The organism is Candidatus Thermoplasmatota archaeon, from assembly GCA_035540375.1.
Taxonomy (GTDB): Archaea; Thermoplasmatota; SW-10-69-26; order JACQPN01; family JAJPHT01; genus DATLGO01.
The window spans coordinates 35,942-59,299 of record DATLGO010000103.1 but is presented as its reverse complement, the minus strand read 5'-3'; the positions used below and the strand labels follow the sequence as shown (position 1 = coordinate 59,299).

The 23,358-nt window shown below is 71.5% G+C and carries 29 protein-coding genes and 1 tRNA gene; 12 read left to right on the top strand and 18 right to left on the bottom strand.

The annotated features are described in order from the left end of the window. The first annotated feature begins 3 nt into the window (after positions 1-3). Both VM889_13590 and uvrC read left to right on the top strand, forming a co-directional pair. A complete protein-coding gene (locus VM889_13590; GenBank protein ID HVL49583.1) occupies positions 4-738 on the top strand; it encodes a hypothetical protein in 735 nt (244 codons plus the stop codon). A 41-nt stretch (positions 739-779) separates the two neighbouring features. Then, the gene (uvrC, locus tag VM889_13585) at positions 780-2,606 is read left to right on the top strand and encodes an excinuclease ABC subunit UvrC (protein HVL49582.1); all 1,827 of its coding nucleotides are present in this window, start codon (positions 780-782) and stop codon (positions 2,604-2,606) included. On the opposite strand, the gene VM889_13580 is transcribed toward uvrC, so the two are convergent. After that, positions 2,603-3,079: a hypothetical protein gene (locus VM889_13580; protein HVL49581.1), complete on the bottom strand. Its 477-nt coding sequence runs from the start codon at positions 3,077-3,079 to the stop codon at positions 2,603-2,605. The two genes, uvrC and VM889_13580, sit on opposite strands and share 4 nt — an antisense overlap. Before the next feature lie 54 nt (positions 3,080-3,133). Then, entirely contained in the window at positions 3,134-3,583 is a 450-nt protein-coding gene (locus tag VM889_13575; protein ID HVL49580.1) for a hypothetical protein, read from the bottom strand. 133 nt (positions 3,584-3,716) lie between these two features. Here VM889_13575 and VM889_13570 point away from each other — a divergent pair, with 133 nt between their 5' ends. Further along, complete coding sequence (locus tag VM889_13570) at positions 3,717-4,838, top strand: citrate synthase (protein ID HVL49579.1); 1,122 nt, start codon at positions 3,717-3,719, stop codon at positions 4,836-4,838. 40 nt (positions 4,839-4,878) lie between these two features. Continuing rightward, positions 4,879-5,100, top strand: a complete 222-nt coding sequence (locus VM889_13565) for a hypothetical protein (GenBank protein HVL49578.1) — start codon at positions 4,879-4,881, stop codon at positions 5,098-5,100. Here the strand turns inward: VM889_13565 and VM889_13560 are convergent. The 3 genes from VM889_13560 to VM889_13550 are packed head-to-tail and all read right to left on the bottom strand — an operon-like array spanning position 5,081 to position 8,673. Further along, on the bottom strand, positions 5,081-6,526 hold the full coding sequence (locus VM889_13560) for an MBOAT family O-acyltransferase (protein HVL49577.1): 1,446 nt from the start codon (positions 6,524-6,526) through the stop codon (positions 5,081-5,083). The two genes, VM889_13565 and VM889_13560, sit on opposite strands and share 20 nt — an antisense overlap. Next, on the bottom strand, positions 6,523-7,593 hold the full coding sequence (locus VM889_13555; protein ID HVL49576.1) for a hypothetical protein: 1,071 nt from the start codon (positions 7,591-7,593) through the stop codon (positions 6,523-6,525). Before VM889_13555 ends, VM889_13560 begins: the two co-directional genes overlap by 4 nt. A 24-nt stretch (positions 7,594-7,617) precedes the next feature. Continuing rightward, positions 7,618-8,673 (bottom strand): SAM-dependent methyltransferase, encoded by a 1,056-nt coding sequence (locus tag VM889_13550; GenBank protein ID HVL49575.1) that lies wholly within the window; start codon positions 8,671-8,673, stop codon positions 7,618-7,620. A gap of 53 nt (positions 8,674-8,726) precedes the next feature. Here VM889_13550 and rtcA point away from each other — a divergent pair, with 53 nt between their 5' ends. Beyond that, a complete protein-coding gene (gene rtcA / locus VM889_13545; GenBank protein HVL49574.1) occupies positions 8,727-9,740 on the top strand; it encodes an RNA 3'-terminal phosphate cyclase in 1,014 nt (337 codons plus the stop codon). Here rtcA and VM889_13540 read toward each other — a convergent pair whose 3' ends face one another. Both VM889_13540 and coaBC read right to left on the bottom strand, forming a co-directional pair. Beyond that, entirely contained in the window at positions 9,741-10,679 is a 939-nt protein-coding gene (locus tag VM889_13540) for a hypothetical protein (protein HVL49573.1), read from the bottom strand. It abuts the gene before it with no gap. Next, the gene (coaBC, locus tag VM889_13535) at positions 10,676-11,869 is read right to left on the bottom strand and encodes a bifunctional phosphopantothenoylcysteine decarboxylase/phosphopantothenate--cysteine ligase CoaBC (protein HVL49572.1); all 1,194 of its coding nucleotides are present in this window, start codon (positions 11,867-11,869) and stop codon (positions 10,676-10,678) included. The genes VM889_13540 and coaBC overlap by 4 nt, the downstream gene beginning before the upstream one ends. Positions 11,870-11,952: 83 nt before the next feature. On the opposite strand from coaBC, the gene VM889_13530 reads away from it, so the two are divergent. Beyond that, entirely contained in the window at positions 11,953-12,294 is a 342-nt protein-coding gene (locus VM889_13530; GenBank protein ID HVL49571.1) for a hypothetical protein, read from the top strand. Between the two features lie 372 nt (positions 12,295-12,666). Here the strand turns inward: VM889_13530 and VM889_13525 are convergent. Next, a tRNA-Gly gene (locus tag VM889_13525) sits at positions 12,667-12,740 on the bottom strand. Between the two features lie 92 nt (positions 12,741-12,832). Between VM889_13525 and VM889_13520 the strand changes: the two genes are divergently transcribed. After that, positions 12,833-13,555 (top strand): metal-dependent hydrolase, encoded by a 723-nt coding sequence (locus VM889_13520; protein ID HVL49570.1) that lies wholly within the window; start codon positions 12,833-12,835, stop codon positions 13,553-13,555. 29 nt (positions 13,556-13,584) lie between these two features. After that, positions 13,585-14,370 carry a polyprenyl diphosphate synthase gene (uppS, locus tag VM889_13515; GenBank protein ID HVL49569.1) on the top strand — a complete coding sequence of 262 codons (786 nt, stop codon included), beginning with the start codon at positions 13,585-13,587 and terminating at the stop codon, positions 14,368-14,370. Here uppS and VM889_13510 read toward each other — a convergent pair. Then, the gene (locus VM889_13510) at positions 14,289-14,567 is read right to left on the bottom strand and encodes a hypothetical protein (protein HVL49568.1); all 279 of its coding nucleotides are present in this window, start codon (positions 14,565-14,567) and stop codon (positions 14,289-14,291) included. The two genes, uppS and VM889_13510, sit on opposite strands and share 82 nt — an antisense overlap. An 89-nt stretch (positions 14,568-14,656) precedes the next feature. Then, positions 14,657-14,908, bottom strand: coding sequence for a DUF4242 domain-containing protein (locus VM889_13505; protein HVL49567.1), 252 nt, complete (start codon positions 14,906-14,908; stop codon positions 14,657-14,659). A 123-nt stretch (positions 14,909-15,031) separates the two neighbouring features. On the opposite strand from VM889_13505, the gene VM889_13500 reads away from it, so the two are divergent. After that, positions 15,032-15,781 (top strand): hypothetical protein, encoded by a 750-nt coding sequence (locus tag VM889_13500; GenBank protein ID HVL49566.1) that lies wholly within the window; start codon positions 15,032-15,034, stop codon positions 15,779-15,781. Positions 15,782-15,830: 49 nt separating this feature from the next. Here VM889_13500 and VM889_13495 read toward each other — a convergent pair whose 3' ends face one another. From VM889_13495 to VM889_13485, 3 genes are all read right to left on the bottom strand, one after another. Continuing rightward, entirely contained in the window at positions 15,831-16,118 is a 288-nt protein-coding gene (locus VM889_13495) for a hypothetical protein (protein HVL49565.1), read from the bottom strand. Between the two features lie 129 nt (positions 16,119-16,247). Beyond that, entirely contained in the window at positions 16,248-16,679 is a 432-nt protein-coding gene (locus tag VM889_13490; GenBank protein ID HVL49564.1) for a putative metallopeptidase, read from the bottom strand. Continuing rightward, the gene (locus VM889_13485; protein ID HVL49563.1) at positions 16,676-17,671 is read right to left on the bottom strand and encodes a DHH family phosphoesterase; all 996 of its coding nucleotides are present in this window, start codon (positions 17,669-17,671) and stop codon (positions 16,676-16,678) included. Before VM889_13485 ends, VM889_13490 begins: the two co-directional genes overlap by 4 nt. Between VM889_13485 and VM889_13480 the strand changes: the two genes are divergently transcribed. Continuing rightward, a complete protein-coding gene (locus tag VM889_13480; protein HVL49562.1) occupies positions 17,603-18,382 on the top strand; it encodes a winged helix-turn-helix domain-containing protein in 780 nt (259 codons plus the stop codon). The two genes, VM889_13485 and VM889_13480, sit on opposite strands and share 69 nt — an antisense overlap. Here the strand turns inward: VM889_13480 and VM889_13475 are convergent, their stop codons facing one another. Continuing rightward, complete coding sequence (locus VM889_13475; protein ID HVL49561.1) at positions 18,383-18,988, bottom strand: ZPR1 zinc finger domain-containing protein; 606 nt, start codon at positions 18,986-18,988, stop codon at positions 18,383-18,385. It abuts the gene before it with no gap. Positions 18,989-19,001: 13 nt separating this feature from the next. Continuing rightward, the gene (sepF, locus tag VM889_13470; GenBank protein HVL49560.1) at positions 19,002-19,379 is read right to left on the bottom strand and encodes a cell division protein SepF; all 378 of its coding nucleotides are present in this window, start codon (positions 19,377-19,379) and stop codon (positions 19,002-19,004) included. A gap of 174 nt (positions 19,380-19,553) precedes the next feature. On the opposite strand from sepF, the gene VM889_13465 reads away from it, so the two are divergent. Continuing rightward, positions 19,554-20,099 (top strand): TATA-box-binding protein, encoded by a 546-nt coding sequence (locus tag VM889_13465; GenBank protein HVL49559.1) that lies wholly within the window; start codon positions 19,554-19,556, stop codon positions 20,097-20,099. Positions 20,100-20,132: 33 nt separating this feature from the next. Here VM889_13465 and VM889_13460 read toward each other — a convergent pair whose 3' ends face one another. Next, positions 20,133-20,882 (bottom strand): enoyl-CoA hydratase/isomerase family protein, encoded by a 750-nt coding sequence (locus VM889_13460; protein ID HVL49558.1) that lies wholly within the window; start codon positions 20,880-20,882, stop codon positions 20,133-20,135. 174 nt (positions 20,883-21,056) lie between these two features. Here VM889_13460 and VM889_13455 point away from each other — a divergent pair, with 174 nt between their 5' ends. After that, positions 21,057-21,863, top strand: a complete 807-nt coding sequence (locus tag VM889_13455; GenBank protein HVL49557.1) for a class I SAM-dependent methyltransferase — start codon at positions 21,057-21,059, stop codon at positions 21,861-21,863. A gap of 57 nt (positions 21,864-21,920) precedes the next feature. Here VM889_13455 and VM889_13450 read toward each other — a convergent pair whose 3' ends face one another. Both VM889_13450 and VM889_13445 read right to left on the bottom strand, forming a co-directional pair. Continuing rightward, positions 21,921-22,940 (bottom strand): hypothetical protein, encoded by a 1,020-nt coding sequence (locus tag VM889_13450; GenBank protein HVL49556.1) that lies wholly within the window; start codon positions 22,938-22,940, stop codon positions 21,921-21,923. Position 22,941: 1 nt separating this feature from the next. Then, positions 22,942-23,358 (bottom strand): hypothetical protein, encoded by a 417-nt coding sequence (locus VM889_13445; GenBank protein ID HVL49555.1) that lies wholly within the window; start codon positions 23,356-23,358, stop codon positions 22,942-22,944.

Genomic DNA, 23,358 nt, shown 5'->3' with positions numbered 1-23,358 from the left:
GACGTGGCGCGCGGGAAGGTCGACGTCGAGGCGTTCGTCGCGCACACGCGCCGCGTGGTGGACGCGAACGCGACGATCCGCCGCCGCGTCGCGCGCGAGACCGGCATCGACGTCCATCTCCCGTACGACTATGCATGGGACGTGCACGAGCGGTGGCTCCGCCATTACCAGCCCCGCGAGAAGGGCTCACTCCTTTTCGTGGCGCTGAACCCGGGACCGTACGGAGCGACGCAGACCGGCGTCCCGTTCACGGACGTGCGCACCGCGCGCTCGCGTCTTCCGAAGCTCGGCTTCGACGAGGAGATCCCCGGTCGCGCGCCCAAGTCCCTTCGCGACCTGCTCGTGCTCACCTACGAGCGGTCGAGCCTCTGCGTCTACACGATGATCGACCACGGTTGGGGCGGCCCCGAGGCCTTCGGCGCCGACGTGTGCGTGTTCCCGTATTCGCCGCTCCTTTACGTGGATCGCGACAGGAAGCCCTGGAACGTGACCCCGGAGGAGGCGCGACTGCGGCGCCGCGCCGACCTCGAGGAGGCGTTCCGCGCGAACGTGCGTGGCCTCCTCGACATCCTGGCGCCGCGCGGCGCCGTCGCCGTGGGACGGCACGCGGGGGAGCGGCTTCCCGCGGCGCTCCCCGACGGATTCCCCGTGGTCGAGGTCCGCCATCCGGCGCGCGAGCCGCCGAAGACATGGGGCCGGGACGTCGTGAAGGCCATCCGCGCGAGGGGCCTCCTCTGAGCCGCGAAAGAGCTTTGGCCGCGCGGGGACCATCGCCCCGCGTGATCGCGCTCGACCCTGCCGACTACCCCGAGGAGCCGGGCGTCTACCTCTTCAAGGACGCCGACGGCAGGGTCCTCTACGTCGGGAAGTCGGCGAACCTCCGCGCGAGGCTTTCGCAATACAAGCCCGGGGAGGTCGAGGTCCGGAAGGAGGGTCTCCTCGCGCGCGCCGCGACGGTGGACGTCATCCTCACCGCGACGGAGAAGGAGGCGCTCCTCCTCGAAAGCGCGCTCATCAAGAAGGAAAAGCCGCGGTACAACGTGCGCCTCACCGACGACAAGCGGTACCCTTACCTCCATCTCACCGCGGACGACTACCCGCGCATCCGCGTCGTGCGCGACGTGCCGCCCGCGGGCGCGACCTTCGGCCCGTTCCCGGACGCGGGCGCGGCGCGCAAGACCCTGCAGGTCGTGCGCGAGGTCTTCCGCATCCGCGACTGCAAGGAGCTCATCCCCGGCGGGTGCCTATCGTATCAGCTCGCCCTCTGCTGGGGTCCCTGCATCAAGGAGGCCGCCGAGCGGCGGGCGAAGGCGCCCGACAAGGAGCCCGACCTCGCGACGAGCGAGCCCGACGCCGCCTACGCGCGCGCCGCGGCCGACGCGACGCGCTTCCTCAAGGGCGATACGACCGCCATCTCGAGGAGCCTCACGCGCGAGATGGAAGAGGCCTCGAGAAGCGAGGCCTTCGAGCGGGCCGCGCTCTTCCGGGACCGGCTGCGCGCCGTCACCTCGACGCTCGCGCGTCAAGCCGTCTTCTCGAAGTCGGTGGACGATTTCGACGCGTTCGTCGTCGTCCGCGAAGGAGGCCTCGCGGTGGGCGTCGTGACGCTCTCGCGCGGGGGGCGCGTCGTCGGACAGGAGCATTTCTTCTTTCGTCGGGGATCCGCCGACAAGCCCGAAGCCGAGCTCGTCGGCGAATTCGTCCGTCGCTACTACGAGAACCTTCCCGCGATCCCGCCGACGCTCGTCGTCGAGGTCGTCCTTCCGGACGCCGCGGCGATCGAGGCCGTGCTCGCGGAGCGACGCGGCGGGAGGGTCTCGATCGAAGCTCCGCACCGCGGGGACAAGCGCCGCGTCCTCGACCTCGCGCGCAAGAACGCCGCGTTCAAGCTCGGGTCCGAGCGCCTGAAGCGCGGCGAGGTGGAGCACGCGGAGGAGCTTGCGGACCTCGCGCGCGCCCTCGGCCTGGCCTCGCCGCCCAAGGTCATCGAGTGCTTCGACATCTCGCACCTTGGAGGCGCGGGCGTCGTCGCGAGCCTCGTGGTGCTCGTCGACGGATCGCCCGCGAAGAGCCGGTACCGGACGTTCAAGGTCCGCGAGGACAGGAACGACGACTACGCGGCGATGCGCGAGGTCGTGGAGCGCCGCTACGCGCGCGTCCTCAAGGAGGCGTCCGCGCTGCCCGACCTCGTGCTCATCGACGGCGGCGTCGGCCAGCTCAAGGCCGCGAAGGACGCGCTCGACGCCCTCGGGCTCGCCTCCCTCCCGGTCGTCGCGCTCGCGAAGCGCGAGGAGGAGCTGTGGCTCCCGGGACGCGTCAGGCCGGTCGATCTGCCGCGAAGCGCGCCGGGGCTCCAGCCCGCCATGCGGGCGCGCGACGAGGCCCACCGTTTCGCCCTCCGGTATCAGCGGCGCCTGCGCGCGAAGGCGCTCACGCAGAGCGCGCTCGACGGCATCGAGGGCGTGGGCCCCGCGAAGAAGCGCGTCCTCCTTGCGCACTTCGGGAGCGTCGAGGCCGTCCGGGAGGCCCGCGAGGAGGACCTCGCGCGCGTTCCTGGCGTGAGCCGCGCGCTCGCCCGCCGCATCCGCGAGGCGCTCGGGGCCTAGAAGGTGTAGCGGACCGTCCAGGGTCCCACGCCGGGATCCTGGCTTCCGGCCTTCACGAGGCCGAAGAGCGAGCTCGTCGTCGCGGTCGCGCCCGTCTCCCGGTTCGCGTAGAGCGTGCCGGTCGCGTACGCGTCGACGATGACGCCGCAGACGACGCCAATGTGCCAGTCGCGGTTCGACTTCGGGTACGCCGTGATCTTCGTGTCCCGGAGCTGGATGTGGATGTCGCCCGTGTAGCAGCCGTTGATCTCGATCACGAGGTGGTACCGCGCGTAGAACACCGTCGTGCACTGCTTGACGAGCGGCGCCGTTCCCCCGCATTGCGTCTGGGTCAACTCGAGCGGAGCGAGCGCGTCCCGCGCGACGACGATGTCGTCGACGATCGGCGCTTCGCGCTCGCCGATGGCGAGGGGCGCGGCGAGGATGCAGGCGAGGGCGAGCACGGCGACATGGCGGCGGTTATGGGCGGACATGGCGAGCCTCCGTGCCAGGAAGTCGCATGCGCGGGTTTGAACGTTTCTCGCGATTCAATAGTCGTAGGTCACGGACCAGGGTCCGAGCCCCTTGTCCTGCCCCGCGAGGTTGAAGAGCGTCCGCGTCTCGGCGCGCGCCTCGACGGGGCCCGGGAAGACGTCGCCCGACGGGGTCGATCCCAGGACCTGACCGCACGCGAGTCCGAGCGTCACCGTCTTCGTGCCGCGCGGCCACTGGCTGAGGTTCGTGTTCCTGAGCGTCACCGTGAGGTCGCCGGTGAAGCATCCCGACACGGTGACGACCACGCCGGCCGAGGTCAGCGTGAACGTCGCGACGCAGGCCTTCACCGCCGGAGCCGTCCCCCCGCAGGCGACCGAGGAGAGATCGGCGGGCGCGAGCGGGTCCCATCCGCGCGCCTCCGCGCGGACGGGGGCCGGGGCCTCCGCGAGGGCGACGGGCGCCGCGATCAGCGCGAGCGCCAGGGCGAGCCGCAGGTTGTCCACGTCGCGAGCCTCCGACCCGCGGAGGCGGTGCCGCCCCTTCAGCCTTGGGGCCGGATGCCGCGCCGGGAAGCCCCAGGCTTTAAGTCGCCCCGGACCATCCCGCCGGCAAGCCATTCGTGGCGGATGTGACCCCATGCCTCCCGGAAAAGGCGGACTCGAGGGCATCGTCGTCGGCAAGACCTCGCTGAGCGCCATCGACGGCCAGGCCGGGCGGCTCTCCTACCGCGGCTACGACATCCACGATCTCGCGGCGCACGCGACGTTCGAGGAGACGGCGCACCTTCTCTGGCACGGCCGGCTCCCGAAGCGCGACGAGCTCTCCGACCTCCGCGCGCGCCTCGCGGCGGAGCGCGCGATCCCCACGGACTTCCTCCCGTTCCTCAAGAACATCGCCGGCCGGGCCTCGCCCATGGAGGCGCTGCGAACCGCGACGAGCGCCCTCGCGTCCTATGACGGCGACCGGGACCGCAACGAGCCGCAGGCGAACCTGCGCAAGGCGATCCGGCTCACGGCGAAGTACGCGACCATCATCGCGGCGTACCACCAGCTCCGCACGGGGCACGATCCCATCCCGCCCCGCGCCGACCTCAGCCACGCGGCGAACTTCCTCTACATGCTCCAGGGCAAGGAGCCCGACCCGGAGATCGCGCGCGACTTCGACGTCTGCCTCGTCCTCCACGTCGACCATGGGTTTAACGCCTCGACGTTCAGCGCCCGCGTCACGGCCTCCACGCTCTCCGACATGCATTCGGCGATCACGAGCGCGGTCGGGACGCTCAAGGGCCCCCTCCACGGAGGCGCGAACGAGGCCGTGATGCACATGCTCGAGGACATCGGGTCCGCGGACCGGGCGCGCGACTACGTGCGCACGAAGCTCACGGAGCACGCGAAGATCCCCGGCTTCGGTCACCGCATCTACAAAACCCTCGACCCGCGCGCGGTCCACCTCAAGGACATGAGCGAGCGCCTCGGGCGACGCTCCGGGAACCTGCGCTGGTACGAGATGTCCACCGCGATCCAGAAGGTCATGAAGGAGGAGAAGGGCCTCGACGCGAACGTCGACTTCTACTCCGCCTCGACCTACCACAGCATGGGCATCCCCACGGACCTGTTCACCCCCATCTTCGCGCTCGCGCGCGTCGCCGGGTGGACGGCCCACGTGATGGAGCAGCTCGGCGACAACCGCCTCATCCGTCCCGACGCCGAATACGTCGGACCGGTCGATCAGCACTACGCCCCGCTCGAGAAGCGGTGACCGAAAAGCTCCTATCGACGACGCGACAGAGCCCGCCGGGATGAAGCCGCCCGGTCGCGCCCCGTCCCGCGAAGAGGAGGAGGCCGCGCGGCGGCTCGAAGAGGCGTGGAACACGCTGCACGCCACGTGGCACGCGTTCCGGCACGCCCCCAGGGAGGAGACCCTGCATCTGGAGCGCGCGCTCGATACGGCGGCCCACCGCATCGAGGACGCGGGCGCCGCGCTCGAGCGCGCGGCGCGGGTCAGAACTGGAAGTAGATGAACGGCACGGTGTCGCTCGGCGCGAGCGCGAACACCGCGAGGAGCAGGGCGCCCATGGCCGCCGCCCACGGCGCCGGCCTGACCGCCCCGAGACGCGCGGCGAGGCCGCCGAGGCCCGCGCTCGCGAGCCCGACGACGACGAATCCGACAATGAGCGGCGCCGCCGTCGCGAGGTCGGCGCCTGCCGGCGCCCCGTCGAGGCTCCAGGCGAATCCGTCGAGGAAGAGATACTTGCGGGCCATGTAGAGCGCGTCCTCCAGGCTCGCGGCGCGGAAGAGGAGCCAACCGAGGAAGACTGCGTACTGCGTCGCGAACCATCCCGCGGCGAGGGCGAGGCCGCGCGGAACGAAGGAGGTCCTCGCGCGAAGCGCGGGACTTCCGAAGCGGTCGGCCACGAGGAGCGCGCCGTGGAGGACGCCCCAGAGCACGAACGTCCAGCTCGCGCCGTGCCAGAGGCCCCCGAGCGCCATCGTCGCCATGAGCGCGAACACGGTTCGACCGGAGCCGTTGCGACTGCCTCCGAGCGGCTTGTAGAGGTAGTCGCGCAACCACGTCGAGAGCGTGATGTGCCAACGCCGCCAGAACGCGCGCGGACTCGTCGCGAGATAGGGGAAGTCGAAATTCTCGGGAAGGTCGAGGTTGAGGAGCTTCGCGCTCCCGAGCGCGATGTGCGTGTAGCCCGCGAAGTCGCAATAGATCTGCACGCCGAAGGCGAGGACGCCGAGAAACACCCACGCGCTCGAAAGCTCCCACGCGCCGGGCTTGAGGAAGACCGCGTCGACGAACGGCGCGAGCCCGTCCGCGACGACGAGCTTTTCGACGAGGCCGAGCGCGATGAGCGAGAGGCCCGGCGCGAGGTTCGAGGATCGGAACGCGATGCGCTCGTGGATCTGGTGGAGGAACTGCTTCGGCCGCACGATCGGCCCCGCGACGAGGTGCGGGAAGAAGGCGATGAACGTCGCGTACTCGACGAACGACGTGGACGGCTCGAGTTCCCGGCGGTACACGTCGACGAGGTAGCTCACGCTTTCGAAGGTGTAGAAGGAGATCGCGAGCGTGGGGAGGAGGCCGTCGAACGGCAACGCGACGCCCTCCGGCGGGAGGCCGGTCGCGATCGCGAGGGACCGAACGAAGAACCCGGCGTATTTCACGAGGACGAGCGTCCCGAGGCTCGCGACGAGTCCCGCGACGAGGAGCGCGCGGCGCTTGCGGGCATCGCCTTCGCGGGCGATCGCGAGGCCGAGGCGCCAGTCGACGATGGTCGTCGCGAGGAGAAGGATGAATGCGCCGCCGCCGGTGACCGCGAAGAAGATCCAGCTCGACGCGAGAAGGCCGATGACGCGGAGACGGTTCGAGCGGAGGACCGCGACAAGGAGGATGGTCGCCGCGAGGAGCGCATAGTACGGAAGGTCCCCGAAGGCGGTCACGCGCGCGCCTCCAGGAGGCCCGCGACGAGGTCGGCAAGGCGGGCGCTGAGCTTCTCGCGGCCCGCCCGGTTCGCGTGCACGTGGTCCGCGAAGTCGTCGGGCGCCGCGATTCCCTGGGCCCCGACGAAGGGGACTCCGTGGCGCAGGCTCGCCTCGGCGGCGCGCGCGCGGAAGGCCGCGAGCGAATCGGCGGGGACGAGGTCATCGAAGGCCGGGTTGAGGGGGCTCTCGACGACGAGGGTCGGGATCCCCGCTTCGGCGAGGGTCCGCAGGACGAGCTCGAAGGCGCGCGTGTTTTCGTTCTCGCGGTCGCCGACGGTCTCCCATCCGCGAGGAAACGACGCGAGGGCGGCTTCGAGCGCGGGCCCAGAGAGCGACTCGGCCGAGGTCGTCCAGGGATCCTTCACGCTCGAGACGCGCAAACTTCGGTCGCGGGACCGGCGCTCGTTCTCGTCCTCGAGGCCGAGCGCGGAGGCCACCGCGTCGCGAAGCGCGTCCCGGATGGCTTGCCGCTCCATCGAAAGCCGCTCGGGCGAGAGTCGCGCGAAGGGCGGGGGATCGAGGGCCTCGATGTGCGCAGGGCCCAGAAGCATCGCCGCCTCGCTGCCCGGGGCCGGCGCGGCCGCAAGGTGCGCGACGGGCATGAACCGGTTCACGAGGCCGTCAGGCGGCGTGTCGCGGAACGTGAAGGGGCCGACGGTGTAGACGACGAGGGCGGGCCGCGCCTCGACGAGGAGCGGAAGCTCCGGGATGCGGCGAAGCGGCGTGTCGCCGCCCACCGCGAGGTTGAACGTCTCGTGCGGAAGGCCTCGCTCCCTGAGAAGGCGGTCGACGATGTACGCGTCGACGCCCTCGCGCGCGTCGCTCGCGCCGATCACGATGACGCGCGGCGCGTCGCCGCCCCTCGCGCCCGAAAGGAACGTGTAGGCGCGACGCGCGGCCGCGGCTTCCGCGTCCACGTCCTCCGCCTGGTGGACGGCCCATGCGGAGATCGCGTCGTAGGCGACCGCCGCCGCAATAAGCGCGACGACGAAGGCCGCAGCGTACGCGAGGCCGCCCCTGTCCATCGCCCGGGGTCTCGGGGGCCCTCCTCATGACCGTTGTGGGCCCGGACGAGGGCGCTCGAACCCGGAGAGGCCCTCCGCCCTCATTCCCCGCGCAAGGCCTGCGACCTTGAAGCGTTCGCCCATGCCCCCGGGAAGGGCGAGGGTCCGCATCGCGAAGAGGCCTTCGAGGTCGCCCGAGACGCGGGCCGCCTCCATCTCGTCCACGAGGCCGTTCCCCAGGAGGAACGACCCCTGGTTGACGGGCCCCGCGACCGCGAAGCCCGCGCGCCGGCCGGCTTCGGCCACCGCGTCGAAGTCCACGTCGGCCGTGAGGTCCGCCGAGCCGGGGTCGGCGAGCGGGTCCACGATCGCGTGCTGCCGATACGCGCGGAGCGTCCCGCGCGGCAGGTGCTCGCCGCGGATCTCGTGCGCGGCGCCGCCGTAATCGAGGACGATCGCGACGCCGCGCGTGAGCGCGCTCGAAAGGTCGGCGATCCACGCGAGGGCTGCGGGCGAGGCCTCCGCGCGACAGCCCGAAGGCAAATCGCCGACGAGCGCGGCGAGGGCCGCGTCGGCGGGCCCGAGCGGCACCTCGACGAAGCGGCCCGCGGCGTCGAGGCCGACGCCCAGTTCGACGAACCCTTCCGCCGTCGCCTCGACGCGGCGCGCGGGGAACGCGTCGAGGAGTTCGTTCGCGACGACGACCCCCGTGATCGGCGCGAAGTCGCCGATCGCGGGCCGCGTGTCGAGGCCGCGCGCGCGCTGGGCCGCCGCGAGGCCCGGAGCGCGCTCGACGACGCCCACCGCGAAGCCCTCCGCCGCGAGCGCCGAGGCCAGCGCCCCGGTGCCGCCGCCCGCGTCGATCACGCGGAACCCCGGCGGGTCGCCGAGGCGGGCGCGCACGTCGCGCGCGAAGCGCGCGAGGCACCGCGCGAAGGCGGGCTCGTTCGTGGCCGTCGCGAAGTCGCCCGCGCGACCGATCGCGGGGCCGCGCGCATAGTATCCGTCCTCGGGGTCGAAGAGCGCGGCCTCCATGTACGCGTCGAAGCGGAGCGGACCCTCGCGCGCGATCCGCGCCCTGAGCCGGTCCGCGAGGGTCACGCGCCGGGAAGCGGGGGGCGGGCCTTAAGGGGTTTCATGCGCTCGCGCCCCGCGTGCGCGTTGTGGACGGATCGCAGGGGGAAGGCGGGGGGCAGGTGCTCCGCGTCGCCCTTGCGCTTTCGGCCGTTGCGCGCGTGCCGGTGCGCGTCGTGAATGTGCGCGGCCGACGCGACCCGCCCGGGCTCAAGCCGCAGCACGTCGCCGCGGCGCTCGCCGTCGCGGAGCTCTGCGACGGGGAGATCGGGGGCGTCCACCCCGGCTCGACGGAGGTGACGCTCCGGCCCGGCCTCGCGCTCGCAAGCGAGCGGAGCTTCAGGGTCGGGACCGCGGGGAGCGTCGCGCTCGTCCTCCAGGCGGTGCTCCCGGTCGCGCTCGCTTCGCGGGAGCGGCACGTCCTCCGGGTCGAAGGGGGCACCGACGTGCCGAAGGCGCCTTCGTGGACCTACGTGTCGCGGGTCCTCGAGCCCGCGCTCGACCGCCTCGGCGCGCGGGTCGCGTTCTCGCTCGAGCGCCGGGGTTACGTGCCCGTCGGCCGCGGCGTCGTGACCGCGACCGTCGAGCCGACGCCGCTCGACCGCGTCCGCCTTCTCGACCGCGGACGGCTTGCGGGGATCGAAGGCGTCGCGCACGCCCACGGCCTCCCGCGGCACGTCCTCTCGCGCGCGACGGACGCGGCCCGCGACGCGCTCGCGTCGGCGGGCCTCGCGGCGACGTTCGAGGAGGACCACCACCGCGGCCCGGGCATCGGCATGGGCTTCGACCTCGTCGCGCGCTACGCGAGCGGCGCCGTCCTCGGCGCGAGCGCGCTCGGCCGCCGCGGCTACCCGGCCGAGGAGGTCGGGCGGGAAGCGGTCGCGACGCTCCTTGCGGAGGACGCGACGGGTGCGCCCGTGGACGAGCATCTCGCGGACCAGCTTCCCGTCCTCATGGCCGTCGCGGGAGGCGGCGCCTATCGGGCCAGGCGGCTCTCGCTCCACGCTTCGACGGCGCTCGACCTCGTCGCGGCGTTCGGGCACCGCGTCGAGCGGACCGAAGACGCGTCGGGCGTGCTCGTCGAGATCGGCTGATCACGTCTCGATCGGGAGGATCCGCGCGGGTTCGGGGTCGACCTCGGTGACGAACGTCTCGCCGAACGGTTTCAGCGCCGCGAGGAGGGCGTCGCGGCGGCCGACCGCGAAGAGGCTTCCGCCGAGCATGCTCATGGACGCGTGCCCGTGCTGGCGCGCCGTCTCGACCGCGTCGAGCAGGCGGCCCTTCAGAAGGCCGGTTTCGATCGCGAACGCGTGGCTGAGGTCGAAGAAGCGCTCCACGGTCGGCTCCGCGAGCAGGGCGTCCACGGCGCGAGCGCCCGCCGCGTTGATCGCGCGACGCTTCGCGGGATCCGCGAGGACGCTCTTCGTCTCGAGGGGTTCGTCGACGACGCAGAGCACGAGCTCGCCGTAGCCCATGAACGACTGGACCGCGCCGTAGGGCGGGAGTCCAGGGGCGCGTCGGATCTCCCAACCGCCGTGGATCGCGCCCGCGACGTCGCCGAGCCCGGACCGGTTCGCGATCTCCGCGGCATGCGCGGCGCGCACGGCTTCGGTGCGGCCGACGCCCAGCGCCTTCGCCGCGGCCATCGCGGCCGAGAGCGCGCCCGCCGCGCTCATGCCGAACCCCTGCGACACGGGGAGCTGCGTCTCCGTGAAGACGCGCATCGCGACCTTCGCGCGCTCGCCCGCGGGCGCGTCGCGGTCGTACGGGACCTTCCCGTCCGCGATCGCGGCCTTGAGGACCTCGCGCACGGCGTGCCGCGTGACGGGCGCCTCGGAGCGCGACTTGTCGAGCGAGATGTCGAGCGAGAACCTCCGCGCGGGCTCGACCTCGACGAACGAGAGCGCGCCGAGTTTCGTCGCGAAGCCCGCGCCGCGCGAGCCCTTCCGGTCCCACTCCGAGGCCTCGTCGCGGATCTCGAAGAATCCCGTGACGTGGCCGGGCGAGAACGCGGCGGCGCGGCGCGGCGTCACGCGGCGCCCCCGAGGACCTTCGCGAGGCGGTCGAGGATGCCGCGCGCGACGCGGTCCTTCGGGCCCGCAAGCGGCGCGACCCCCTTCGCGTCGACGACGAGCACCGACGCCTCGGCGCGCCCCGCGTTCGCGACGTCGTTCGCGACGACAAACGCGGCGCCGTTCGCGGCGAGGGCCTCGCGCGCCCTCGCCGCGAGGGCGTCGGGCGCAAGGCCGCTTTCGGCCTTGAACGTCACGAGCGCGCCGTCGAACGCCGCGCGGATGGCCTTCGCGACCTTGGGCGTCGGCGCGAGGCGCACGACGGTTTCGCCCTCGGAAGTCGGGATCTTGCCGCGCTGCGGCGCGGCCGGGGCCCAGTCCGAGACGGCGGCCGGCATGACGACCGCGTCGAAGCGGCGCGCCTCGGGGGCGAGCGTGAGGAGGTCGGCGACGGTCGCGAAGCGTTTCGTCGGGATCCACGCGGGCGGCTCGACGCTCGCGCGACCCCACCACAGTTCGACCTCGGCGCCGAGGCGGAAGGCCTCGCGCGCGAGGGCCGCGCCGAAGGCTCCCGTGCCGCGGTTCGAGACCACGCGCATCGCGTCAAGCGGCTCCTCGGTGCTTCCCGCGACGACGAGGACGCGGCGGCCCTTGAGCGTGCGCGGCCCGGCGAGGCGCACCGCGTGCTCCGCGATCGCGACCGGGTCCGCGAGCTTGGCCTTGCGCTCCTCGAAGACGGGGTCGAGGACCTCGACGCCCGCGGCCCTCAGGCGCTCGAGGTGGCCGACGAGGAACGGGTTCTCGTACATCGTGCCGTGCATCGCGGGCGCGATCAGGACGGGCGCGACGCCGAGGTGCGTCGTCGCGAACGTGGTGACCGGCGTGTCGTCGATGCCGAGCGCGATCTTCGCGACGGTGTTGCCCGTCGCGGGGGCGACCACCATGAGGTCGCCCTTGAGGTCCACGTGCTCGACTGCGCCCGTGAGGCGTGTGATCGTCCTGTGGCCCGTCGCGAATTCGAGCGCGTCCGGGTGGATGATGCGCTCCGCGGAGGGCGTCATCACGGGAATGACGTCCGCGCCGTGGCGGATGATCTCCCGCGCGACCTCGACCGCGCGCACGGCGCTGATCGAGCCCGAGACGCCGAGGATGACGCGCTTCCCCGCGAGAAGGTCCGAGGCGGCCCCGCGGATGACGTCGCTCGGGTGCATGGTGGGCCACGTGCGGTTCCCGGCATGAAGCTTCCCGACGACGTCGCCGAAAAGGGCAAGACCGGGGAGCCCCTCCGCATCGCATGGCCCTCAAGACCGCCCTCTCCGTGCTCGGCGGCGTCGTGCTCATCCTCGTCCTGGGCGGCGGCTACGCCTGGACCTCCGACTACGGCTTCGAGGCGACCGTTACCGAGAAGCGGGCGACTTCGGACGGCGGCGTCATCGTCCTCACGCCGAAGGTGCTTCCGACGACCGTGGAGCAGAATCTCGCGCGCGAGGCGTTCTGCATGATCAAGGTCGGGAACTTCGTCGTGTACAACATCCAGAGCGAGCGCGTCCGCGTCTACGAGTCCGAAGGCGGCCGGATCATCTACGACACCGCGAACGGCGGCCTCCAGGTCGCGCCGCTGCCGCAGTGTCTTTAGCGAGCACGGACCGGGCGTCCCGAGGCGAAGCGGTCCACATCGACCGCGGCGATCGCGCGCGCGTCAGTAGTGGAAAATCATCCCGCATTCGGGGCAGGAGCCCGGGGCTTCGTAGTCCGTGCTGCACTGGGCGCAGGTCACGCGGAAGAATTCCGGCTTGTCGCGTCCCAACGATTCCTTTGTCGCGGCCAAGTCGATGAACCCGGGGCGAAGTGTTCGCTCGGGCGCCTTAAGAGTTTCGACAATGCCCACGCCGGCCGACCGCACCTGCGGACGAACGCCGGCCGGACCGGGCGGATGCTTCGAGCGTTGATCGCGGGGCCTTGCTCCCGCTGCTCGGGAAAACGTCCGCGCGTCGGGCGCGCGAAGAAGTGCGGCTGTCGGGATTTGAACCCGAGTCGGAGGCTTGGGAAGCCCCAGTTCTAGCCAAACTATACTACAGCCGCGAGGCGCGGAGCGGCGCATCCGCCGAACGTCGCTTAAACATTGGCCTTCGCCGGGCGGCAACACCAAGGCGCCTGAGCCCTTCTCGAAGGGCATGGACATCATCTGGCGCGGCCACAGCTTCTTCGAGCTGCGCACGGCGCAGGGCCACGTGATCCTCATCGATCCGTACGACCAGAACGGCCTCACGCGCGCGCGGGCGCGCGACCTCGACGCCGACCTCGTGCTCGTGACGCACGGCCACGCCGATCACGTCGGCGCGACGGTCGAGGTCGACCGGCCGACGGTCGCGACCTTCGAGCTCGCGAAGCTCCTTCACCGCGCGGGCGTCGCGGACGTCACGGGCATGAACGTGGGCGGGAGCTTCACGGGCCTCGACGGCGCGCGGATCTGGATGACGTTCGCCGCGCACACGAGCGCCTACGAGGTCGGCGATCCCCCGTGGGCGTACGGCGGGGCGCCCGTCGGGTTCGTCGTGGACGACGGCGAGACGAGGTTCTACCACGCAGGCGACACGGGTCTTTTCGGCGACATGCGGCACGTCATCCGCGACGTGCTCCGGCCCGATGTCGCGGCCGTGCCGATCGGCGACCTCTACACGATGGGCCCGGAGCACGCCTCGATCGCCGTCGACTGGCTCGGCGTGGAGACCGCGATCCCGATGCACTACAACACGATGCCCGAGATCCGGCAGGACGCGCAGGCCTTCGCGCGCCTCGTCCAGGACCGCGCGCGGGTCGTCGTCCCGGACGTCGACGAGCGCCTCCGGTTCGAGGGCGGGGAGCCTCTCCTCGCCGCCGGTCGCACGAAAGGTTAAGGAAGCGGGCCCGCTCTCGTCGACGGTCCATGGGCCACGCCCCCTTCTCGGACGCCCTCGGCGGCGCCGTCGCCAAGGCCGCCGAGGCGACCCTCCTCAAGGAGATCCGGCAGGATCCCGTCCCCCGCCACGTCGCGATCATCATGGACGGGAACCGCCGCTTCGCGAAGGTCGCGGGCCTGGACCCCCTCCTCGGGCACGAGATCGGGCGGGACACGCTCGAAAAGGTCCTCGACTGGTGTCTCGAGGTCGACGTAAAGGTCCTCACGGTGTACGCCTTCTCGACCGAGAACTTCGCGCGCGCCCCCGAGGAGGTCGAGAAGCTCATGGACCTCTTCGAGACCAACTTCCGCAAGATGGCGGACGACGCGCGCGTGCACAAGCACCGGATCCAGGTGCGCGCGATCGGCCAGACCGACACGCTCCCGGCCCGCGTGCAGGCCGCGATCCGCTACGCCGAGGAGAAGACCGCGGGTTACGATGCGTACCGCTACAACATCGCGATCGCCTACGGCGGGCGGCAGGAGATCCTGCGCGCCGTCAAGGCGATCGCCGCCGACGCCGAGGCCGGACGCCTGCGCCCCGACGACGTCGACGAGGCCCTCATCTCGAAGTACCTCTACACGGGCGACCTGCCCGACCCCGACCTGATCCTGCGCACCTCCGGCGAGGAGCGGATCTCCAACTTCCTCCTCTGGCAGCTCGCGTACAGCGAGCTGTACTTCACCGACGTCTACTGGCCCGGCTTCCGCAAGGTGGACTTCCTGCGCGCGATCCGGACGTACCAGCAAAGGAAGCGACGGTACGGGAAGTAGCGTCCCGTCACGCGCGCCCCGCGTCGACGGGCCGCGATCGCGGCGACGCCCGTCCCGCAGGCCACGTCGAGGACGCAATCCCCCGGCGCAACGCGCGCGGCGCGCGGGAGGTGCTCGGCCGCCGGGATGTGCGTGAACCCGACCTCCCGGTACCGGGCGCTCGACCACAGGGCCCCGACCTTGGCGGCATCCGCCATGCAGTCCTGGTCCGGCGGGCGGTGCTTGTGCGCCGCGAATCCTTCAAGCGTGGGCTCCGAGCCTGCCCGCGGCAGCCCTCGGGGTCCTTTCAGAGCCCTTCCTTGATCTCGTAGATGCGGTCGGCGACCATCCCGTTCGCCTCGCGGTGCACCCGCTCCGCGGCCTCCTTGCTCGGGGCCTCCACGAGGCAGAAGACGCGGCCCTCCTTCTCGTTGAACCAGTATTTGTGATAGTGCACGTCGTACTGGCCCTGCTTCTCGAGGTCGCGCTTGTGGGCTTCCGCAATCTTCTCAGGGGTGAGCCCGCGCACGTTCTCGTGGACGTCCATGTAGAGCGGCATACCCGCGACGAGCGACGCGCGCGTGCAAGAACGTGGCGCCGAATTGGCCACCGGGCGGCCCCGACGTCCGTTTCGTAGCCTGGCGCGGCACCTTCATGCGTCGAGGATGGCCTCGCGACGCCGATGGACGTCACGCTCGCGCCGACCCTTGCGACGCTTCGCGAAGTCTACTCGATGCCGCGCGACATGGCGCGCTTCCGCGAATACCTCCGACGCATGACGGAAGGGACGCGCGACGTCGTGGTGCCCATCGTGAACGCGAACCCCATGGCGAAGGATCACGTTCTCAAGGCGCTCGACGCGCTCGAGGCGTTCGACGCGGAACGCGTCGCGCTCGAGGCCGCGTGTCGCGCGGCGGCGCGCCTCCCGCACGTCGCGCGCGCGTTCAAGTTCGCGCTCGTCCTCGCGGACGACGTCGGCGGCGGTTGGACGGATCGGCACCTCACGGATGCCGAGCACCGCTTCGAAGGCGGGCCGATGGTCAAACGAGGTTTCGCGACCGCCCTCGTGTGGACGAGCGAGACCCCGACCGCCGAGGGCGTTGCGACTCTCGCGGCCGCCGCCGTGTACCGCGCGGCGCACCTCGCGCGCCACGGCGCCCCCACAACGCTCGGCGAGGCGATCCGCCAGGAGGGTCGCGTCGCGCGCTTCGCGGGACGCACGTTCCCGGCGGTTGCGCCCGCGGACGCCGCGGTCGCGCAACGCGTGATCGCGACGCGGCTTGCGGCGCGCGATTTCGCGACCCGGTTCGCGGCGATGTACGGCGACGAGGCGGCGCGGCGCGCGGGACACGCGCCGCTCGGGGTCGCAGCGTGGGCGGGGTTCGCCGCGGCCGAGCACGCGGCCGCGGGCGCGCCGGAGAGGGACGTGTGACAGCCCCGAGGCTGGCGTCGGGGGCGGTTGGCCGATCGCTCGATCGGGCTTACGGCTTGGGCGAGACGACCTCGAAGCGCCGGAGCTCCTGGACCGAGCGGTCCAGGGTCACGGCGTCGCGGCGGATCCCGAAGACGTAGCTGATGGGAATCTCCAGAAGCTCATCGTGGAGGCCCAGACGGCGTCGCGCGTCGGGGGAGACGTTGACGATGATCTCCCGCGCCGAGCGCGTCTTCGGATCCTTGCGGATGTCGGCGACGGTTCCGATCGGAACGTGGTTCCAATCGAAGACCGGCTTGTCGTCGAGGACGAATCCCGCCAGATCCTTGTTGTCCATTTGACCCACCTTCCAAAACAGGACGGCGTGACATAGGCCCAAAGCGAGCATATACCTATCCCCCGAAAGAGGGTTCTTTATAAACTGAATTTGTCGGCGATCGCCGACGATGCATGAATCGCCGCGATCTCACCCCGTCGGCGGCGCCGGCGGGGCGCCCGGGGTCGACGCCGCGTAGGCCCGGAACAGGACCTCGACGCTTGCGCAATCGATGCGCTTCCCGAAGCACGTGTGGGGGACGAGGGCCCCGCTGAAGGTCTTCGGGATGTGCATGAGCTCGTGGATGAGCGTCCTCGTCTGGTCGTCCATCGATTGGCGGTCGAAGGCCTCCACGACCTCGATCGCGTAATGCGCCTCGACGCCGAGCGCGATCTGCCAGATCTGCGGCAGGCTCCAGATGCGCGCGTAGATGCGGGCCGTCGAGCCGCGGCTGCGGAAGCACACGATGCGGTTCGGGTCGACGTGATCGAGCGCGAGCTTCGCGACGAGGTCGTGGATGCGCGCCTGCACGTCGGGCGCGACCTCGAGCGCGTACTTCGCGCGCGGCTTGCGCCGCGTCACAGGAAGACCTCCGCGAAGATCTCGCGCTCGAACGCGGCGACGGCGTCCTCCGCCGGAACGGGCGCGTTGAGGCCCGCGGCCGCCTCGTGGCCGCCGCCCCCGAAGCGCGCGCCCTCGCCCGGAAGCGCGGCGGCGCCGAGCGCGCGCGCCGCGCGGTTCGCGGCCCGCCCGAGGTGCGCGCCGCGGGCGACGAGCGCGGGCGAGGCGCGCGCGGAGACGCGGGTTCCCTCCCGGCGCTCCGCGGCGGCGAGGGCGAGGTCGGCGCCGAGCCGCACGAGGCCGAGGGCGGCTGCGGCCTCGAAGCTCGAGACGCGCGTGCGCGCGACGACGAGGCCGCGCACGAGGGCGACGTCCGCGCGCTGCGCGGCTACGAGCTTCGCGTGTCGGCGCGGGACGTCGCGCGGATCCTCGTCCTCCTCGTCCGCGTCGAGGGTCTCGAGAACGGCGGGGACCGAGAGGCCGTGCAGGGCGGCGAGGCGCGCGGCGGCCGCGAGGCTTGCGGCGTCCCCGAAGCGGAACCGCGCGGTGTCGGCGACGAGCCCCGCGAGAAGGCCGTACGCGCTCGTCGCGTCGATCGGACGCCCCGTCTTCTCGAGGAGCGCGAGGACGACCTCCGCGCAGCTGGCGCGCGGGGCGTGCACGAGGAGCGCCGCGTCCCCCGCGAGGTCGCCGTACGCGTGGTGGTCCACGACGATGAAATCCTTCAATCGCTCCCCGAGGGCGCCGAGCTGGACGCGCGTCGAGGTGTCGACGACCACGACGCGCCCGAAGCGCGCGGGGTCCGGGAAGGCGATCAGGGCCGCGTCGAGCTTCAGGAGAAGGCGTCGCCCGGCCGCGGAGACGCCCGCGGGGGCCGCCAGTTCGCCGCCGAAGGCGCGCTGGAGGGCGACCGCACTCCCCACGCAGTCGGGGTCCGCGTTCGCATGGAGGAGGAAGAGGTTGCGGCCGTCCTCGGCAAGCGCGGCGAAGCGGGCCTCCGGGGAAGCGTCCACGCCCGCTCGTACGCCGGTCCGCCTTATGGGCCTTTTGCGCCGCGGCGGCCGACCGTTGGGCGGCGACCCACCTTCCGCGCACCCTATATAGTCTCAAACGATCCATCCGAGCCTGTAGGAGGCCCCCTCCTGGACAAGATCACGCTCGACAGGGAAGCGTTCAAGGCGCTCGCCTCGGACACGCGGCTCGACATCCTGAAAAGCCTCGACCAACGGCAGAAGACCGTGACGGAGCTTTCGCGCGAGCTCGACCTCAACAAGGCGACGGTCTTCGAGCACCTCGAGAAGCTCACCCAGGTCGAGCTCGTCCAGAAGCTCGAGGACGAGCGCAAGTGGGTCTACTACCAGCTCACGTGGAAGGGCCGCCGCATCCTGCACCCGGAGAAGATCACGATCGCGCTCCTCCTCTCCACGTCCGCGGGCGCCGTGGTCGCGGCCGCGACGAGCCTCTGGCTCTGGTGGAGGGGATCCAGGGTCGCCTCGCAGGACGATTTCGGCGACGCCGGCTCGAAGGAGCGCGCGGCCGACGCGGGCATCGCCGCGCAGCCGATGGCGGAATCCGCCCCCGCCATGCCCGTCGAGGACCTCGTCCGCGACCCCGCGCTCCTCGCCGCCGGCCTCCTGCTCGTGGCCGCCGCCGCCGCGCTCACCGCGGTCTCGCTCTACGTGTGGCGCCGCAAGCTCGCCCGTGAACGGGCGGCCGCGGCGTGATCAGGCGCCATCGGGCGACGTGATGTCGGCCTTGTCGAACACGATGAGGCCCGTCTCCAGGCTCGCCGCCTCTTCGGGCGTGAGCACGACGCGCTTCGCGCGTTCGCTCGCGATGCCGGAATTCCCGAACGGATCCTCGAGAACGAGCGTGAGCGTCGCTTCGAGCCGTCGCGCCGCCGCGATGCGTTCGAGGCCGCGCTCAGCGATCGCCCGCTTCTCGGGATCGTCCGCGTGGAAGCGGCGCGCGAAATCGAACACCATCTCGACGCGGTCGAGGACGCCCTCCACGTTGGAGACGTAGGCCTCGCTCTTCGCGGTGGGCTCCGCGGAGAATCCGATCTCAGGCACGCGGATCGTGCCCGAGTTCGAGCGGACGACGCGCGCGACGAGGTCCTCGGGCGTCTCGACCGTGAGGGTGTAGCGCACGGGCTCCTTCTGCTCGGCGACGAAGAAATCGACGTGGCGCCATCCGCAGGCGTGGCAGGAAAGGGAGGTTTCGAGCGTGCGGCCGAAATAGGCCACGTCGTGCTCGAAGGTCCTCATGAAAAGGCTGCCCGGCGCCTTGCACGCCGGGCAGGGGGACTGGACGGGGATCTCCGCGACCACGCGGTCGGCGAAGTTACGCCGCGACCTTAAGCTTGCGCCGGTCGACCTTCACGCCGCCGGGCGTGAGGATGATCGAGTGGTCGGCGATGCCCGCGACGTCGCCGTTCACGTCCTGCGCGAGGCGGCGCAGCTCGTTCGTGACGCGGCGAAGCAGGATCTCGTCGCCCGAGACCGCCTTGAAGTCGAGGATCAGGATGTTCCCGTCGTAGACGTAGCTCGCGAGCTCGCGGACGTCCTCGAGCTTGTGGATCTCCGCGACGCGCACGTACGTGTTCGCCCCGCCCGCACCGTTCTCGGGAACGGCGTACTCGGTGAGGTCGATGTAGTCGCTCGGGTTGCGCTTCGGAGGAGCGTCATCCCCCATGATACGCTTGAGAAGGCCCATGTGCATCCCGTGGGCAAAAGGGCCGGTCCCCCTTCTTAGGCGTTGTGAAATCGAAACGGCCCGTCCGGGGGGCGGGACGCTTCCCGCCGCGGCACGGGTCATAAAGGTTATAAGCTGGGGGTCGTTTCCTTATATACCCAGAACCGGGGGGACTTCGACCCCGTCCGGAGCATGACCGCTATGGCGAAGATCAAGATCGAGAACGTCGTCGCGTCGACGTCCATCGGAACGGAACTGGATCTCCAGAGCATCGCGCTCGCCCTGGACAACGCCGAGTACGAGCCGGAGCAGTTCCCGGGTCTCGTCTGCCGTCTCAAGGAGCCCAAGACGGCCGCCCTGCTCTTCCGCAGCGGCAAGGTCGTCTGCACGGGCGCGAAGTCCATCGATGCCGTCGGCAAGGCCGTCGACATCGTGACCGCGAAGATCGAGGCGAGCGGCGTCAAGGTGGACCGCAACCCCGAGATCACGGTCCAGAACATCGTCGCTTCGAGCGACCTCGGCGCGGAGCTGAACCTCAACGCGATCGCGATCGGCCTCGGCCTCGAGAAGGTCGAGTACGAGCCCGAGCAGTTCCCGGGCCTCGTCTACCGCCTCGACGACCCCAAGGTCGTCGTGCTCCTCTTCGGCTCCGGCAAGCTCGTGTGCACGGGCGCCCGCAAGCCCGAGGACGCGGAGCGCGCGGTCGACAAGATCACCGAGGAGCTCCAGGCCCTCGGCCTCCTCTGAGGCGCCCGGCCGCTCCGCTCTGACGCCCCAGCGTCAGCCCTGTCGCTTCGCCGCGCGCGCGAACCCTTCCGCGATTGCCGCCTTCGTCGCGGGATCCGAGACGAGGCCCGCCCAGCGGCTGGCCTCGTTCTTGACGAAGGCGTCGAAGCGCGCGGCGAGCGCGGCCGAGCCGCCTTTCGCGCTCGCGACGGCAAGCGTCGAGTGGGCGCCGACTTCGGCGGCGAGCTTCGCGGCCTCCGGAAGGAGCGCCTCGGGCTCGACGAGCGCGTGCGCCCAGCCCGTGGCCACGGCTTCCGCGCCGGTTCGCGCAAGGCCGCGCAAAAGCGCGGGCGCGTGCTCCTGCGGCGGGAGGCGATCGCGCGCGAGATCGGCGACCGGCGTCGGGAACGGAACGCCGACGGGCACCTCCGTGAGGCCGATGCGCGCGCGGGGCGCCACGAGCCGGAAGTCGCTTGCGAGCGCGAGCACGGCACCCCCCGCGAGCGCGGGCCCGTCCACGGCCGCGACGACGGGCCGCGGGTGCGCGAGCACGTCGCGAAAGATCCCCATGAAGCCGCGCGCGAACGTCTCGAGCGCGGCGCGGTCGAGCGTCGGGAGCGTCTTGAGGTCGAGGCCCGCGCTGAACGCCTTCGCGTTGCCCGCCACGACGATCGCGTCGCCTGTGGCTTCGGCCTCGCGCCAGGCGGCCTCGAACGCCGTGACGAACGAAGGACCCATAGCGTTCACCTTGCCGTCGTCCATCCTCAGCAGGCTCACGCCTTGATCGAGCCGCTCGATCTTCATGCGATGGCGACGGTCGGAGACCGTCTTGAGGCCTTCCCCGGACGCTTCCCGCAAGCGACCGTCGTGCGGCGGCTCGTCGTCGAAGCCCGACCCGCCCATCGCTTCGCCGGCGAGCACACCGCCCCATCCATGAACCCGGCAAGCTTCTTGCACCGATCCGGGCATCTGGACGGCATGACCGACCCGGTGGCGATGTTCAAGCAGAAGCAGCGCGAAGGCTGGGCCTTTTTTGCTCCGCTCGAGATGGTGACGACGAACCCCGCGGCAAGGCTCGTCCGGTTCGCGGGCGTGGAGAAGGGGCAGCGCGTCCTCGACGTCGGATGCGGCACCGGCGTGGTCGCCCTGACGGCGCGGCGCCGGGGCGCGCGCGTGACCGGTCTCGATCTCACGCCCGAGCTCCTCGCCCGAGCGAAGGAGCACAGTGGCCTCGCGGGGTTCGAGGACATCACCTGGAAGGAGGGGGACGTCGAGGCGCTACCCTTCGCCGACGGCGAGTTCGACGTCGTCCTCAGCCAGTATGGCCACATGTTCGCGCCCCGGCCCGAGGTCGCCACGCGCGAGATGCTGCGCGTCCTGAGGCCGGGCGGGACGATCGCCTTCAGCACCTGGCCGCCGGATCACGCGATCGGCAAGCTGTTCGGGCTCGTCGGGCGATACTCGCCGCCGCTCCCGGAAGGCATCTCGCCCCCCACGCTCTGGGGGGACCTCGCCGTCGTGCGGGAGCGTCTCGGAGCCGCGGTGCGCGACCTCGTGTTCGACCGCGAGACCATGGTGTTCCCCACGATGAGCCTCGGACACTACCGGGAGGTCATGGAACGGACCTCCGCCCCCGTCCGCAAGCTCGTCGAGAGCATGGCCGGCGACCCCACGAAGCTCGCGCGCTTCCGCGCCGAGATCGAAGCGGTCTTCGAGCCGTACTTCGAACCGGATTCGAACCTTGTGCGCCAAAGCTACCTCCTCACCCGCGGCGTCAAGGTCTGATCCCGCAAGGGCACGCACGGCCGCCAGGCGCCCCCGCGGTCGCGAACGTCCGACGCGCTACGGCACGCCGACGATCGTGTAGGCGCCGGAGGTCTCGAGCGCAATCGTGACCGGGGATGCGCCCCGGTTCTGGAAGAACCATCCGTGGAGGCCGGAAAACGTGGCCGTGACCGCGCCGCGCTCGCCCGCGCTCGTGCCTTCCGCGAAGCGTGTGGACGCTTCGTGATCGTGGCCGTGCTCCTCGGCGTGGAGGTCCCAATAGACGGGCCCGGTCGCGGTCCATGCGTAGCGCAGCGTCGCGTTCGGTTGCATCCCGAACTTATACTCGAGGCCCTCGTTCGGCGCAAGCGTGAAGCTCACGCGGTCGCCGCCTTCACGCGCATCGAGGATCAGGTCGAACGTCTCGGCGGCGAGGGTGAGGCGCCACGCATTCCCGGGATCCGGGGTGGCCGCCCCTTCGACGCCGCCGGCCGATTGGAGGCGCACGACCACGGTCCACGTCCCGTGGCTCGACGCGTCCGGCGCAAGAAGCGGGAGCGCGTACCGGTCGCCTGCGGCCGCAGGCTGCGGGACGCTCCGCCACGCGAGGCTCGTCGACAGGTTGCCGTGCCCGTCTGCGCCGTTCGCGCCCTGCACCGTCCGGGCCTCGCGCCCGTCGGGCGCGACGAGCGCGAGCTCGAAGACGTCCGGCTTGGTGCGCGCTCCGTCGATGGTGTCGTTGTCCCACCAGTCGAGGCGGGCCGTCAGCTTCGTGAGGTTCGTGAGGTTGAGCGGGAACGTCTCGCGCTCCGTCGTGAACGCGCCGCGATTCTCGCCCGCGCGCGTCGCGACCACGCTTTCGACGACCTCCCAGCGCGCGTCCACCGCCGAAACGATCCGCGGGCCCCCCGCCTCGACGGTCGGGCCTCCATGCGCGTCGCTCAGGCGCGCGAAGCCCGTGACGCGGCCGAGGCCCGTCGGATCGAGGCCATACTCCGCGGGAAGCACCGCGACGACGAGGACGATCGCCGCGATGGCGGCGGCGACGAGTGTCGCCCGCGCGAGTTCGCGGGGCGGCGGCGCAAGCGGGGAAGCCACCTCACTCCACCCCGATGACCTCGTACGCGCCCTCGATCACGAGCGTGACGGTGACGGGGACGCGGTTGTCGTTCTTCCACCACCAGCCGTGACGGCCCTCGAACGGCGCGGTCCACGCGCCCTGGTCCGTCGCGGCCGTGCCCTTGTCGTGGCTCCGGTAGCCCGTCGCGCCGCCCGTGTCGCCGTGGAAATCGTACGCGACGGCGCGCGTCGCGGTCCACTGGTAGTCGAGCTTCGCGCCTTTCGCGAGCCTGAGCTTGAATTCCAGGCTCTTCCCCGGCGCGAGGTCGAACGTGCGCGTCTCCTCGCGGTGCTTCGACGGGGCGGGCGCGTTCCCGCTTTCGCCCACGCAGCCCGCGAACGCGAGGGCGACCACGAGGGCGGCGAGGAGGACGGGTCGGACGACGGCGGGACGCAT

Excerpts from the sequence above, each read along its gene's own strand:
- VM889_13580 (HVL49581.1), bottom strand. The coding sequence starts at position 3,079 with ATGTCCGCCCATAACCGCCGCCATGTCGCCGTGCTCGCCCTCGCCTGC.
- VM889_13570 (HVL49579.1), top strand. The coding sequence starts at position 3,717 with ATGCCTCCCGGAAAAGGCGGACTCGAGGGCATCGTCGTCGGCAAGACC.
- VM889_13565 (HVL49578.1), top strand. The coding sequence starts at position 4,879 with ATGAAGCCGCCCGGTCGCGCCCCGTCCCGCGAAGAGGAGGAGGCCGCG.
- VM889_13555 (HVL49576.1), bottom strand. The coding sequence starts at position 7,593 with ATGGACAGGGGCGGCCTCGCGTACGCTGCGGCCTTCGTCGTCGCGCTT.
- coaBC (HVL49572.1), bottom strand. The coding sequence starts at position 11,869 with ATGCACCCGAGCGACGTCATCCGCGGGGCCGCCTCGGACCTTCTCGCG.
- VM889_13530 (HVL49571.1), top strand. The coding sequence starts at position 11,953 with ATGGCCCTCAAGACCGCCCTCTCCGTGCTCGGCGGCGTCGTGCTCATC.
- VM889_13520 (HVL49570.1), top strand. The coding sequence starts at position 12,833 with ATGGACATCATCTGGCGCGGCCACAGCTTCTTCGAGCTGCGCACGGCG.
- uppS (HVL49569.1), top strand. The coding sequence starts at position 13,585 with ATGGGCCACGCCCCCTTCTCGGACGCCCTCGGCGGCGCCGTCGCCAAG.
- VM889_13510 (HVL49568.1), bottom strand. The coding sequence starts at position 14,567 with ATGGCGGATGCCGCCAAGGTCGGGGCCCTGTGGTCGAGCGCCCGGTAC.
- VM889_13505 (HVL49567.1), bottom strand. The coding sequence starts at position 14,908 with ATGCCGCTCTACATGGACGTCCACGAGAACGTGCGCGGGCTCACCCCT.
- VM889_13500 (HVL49566.1), top strand. The coding sequence starts at position 15,032 with ATGGACGTCACGCTCGCGCCGACCCTTGCGACGCTTCGCGAAGTCTAC.
- VM889_13495 (HVL49565.1), bottom strand. The coding sequence starts at position 16,118 with ATGGACAACAAGGATCTGGCGGGATTCGTCCTCGACGACAAGCCGGTC.
- VM889_13480 (HVL49562.1), top strand. The coding sequence starts at position 17,603 with ATGGAGGAGGAAGAGGTTGCGGCCGTCCTCGGCAAGCGCGGCGAAGCG.
- sepF (HVL49560.1), bottom strand. The coding sequence starts at position 19,379 with ATGCACATGGGCCTTCTCAAGCGTATCATGGGGGATGACGCTCCTCCG.
- VM889_13465 (HVL49559.1), top strand. The coding sequence starts at position 19,554 with ATGGCGAAGATCAAGATCGAGAACGTCGTCGCGTCGACGTCCATCGGA.
- VM889_13460 (HVL49558.1), bottom strand. The coding sequence starts at position 20,882 with ATGAAGATCGAGCGGCTCGATCAAGGCGTGAGCCTGCTGAGGATGGAC.
- VM889_13455 (HVL49557.1), top strand. The coding sequence starts at position 21,057 with ATGACCGACCCGGTGGCGATGTTCAAGCAGAAGCAGCGCGAAGGCTGG.
- VM889_13445 (HVL49555.1), bottom strand. The coding sequence starts at position 23,358 with ATGCGTCCCGCCGTCGTCCGACCCGTCCTCCTCGCCGCCCTCGTGGTC.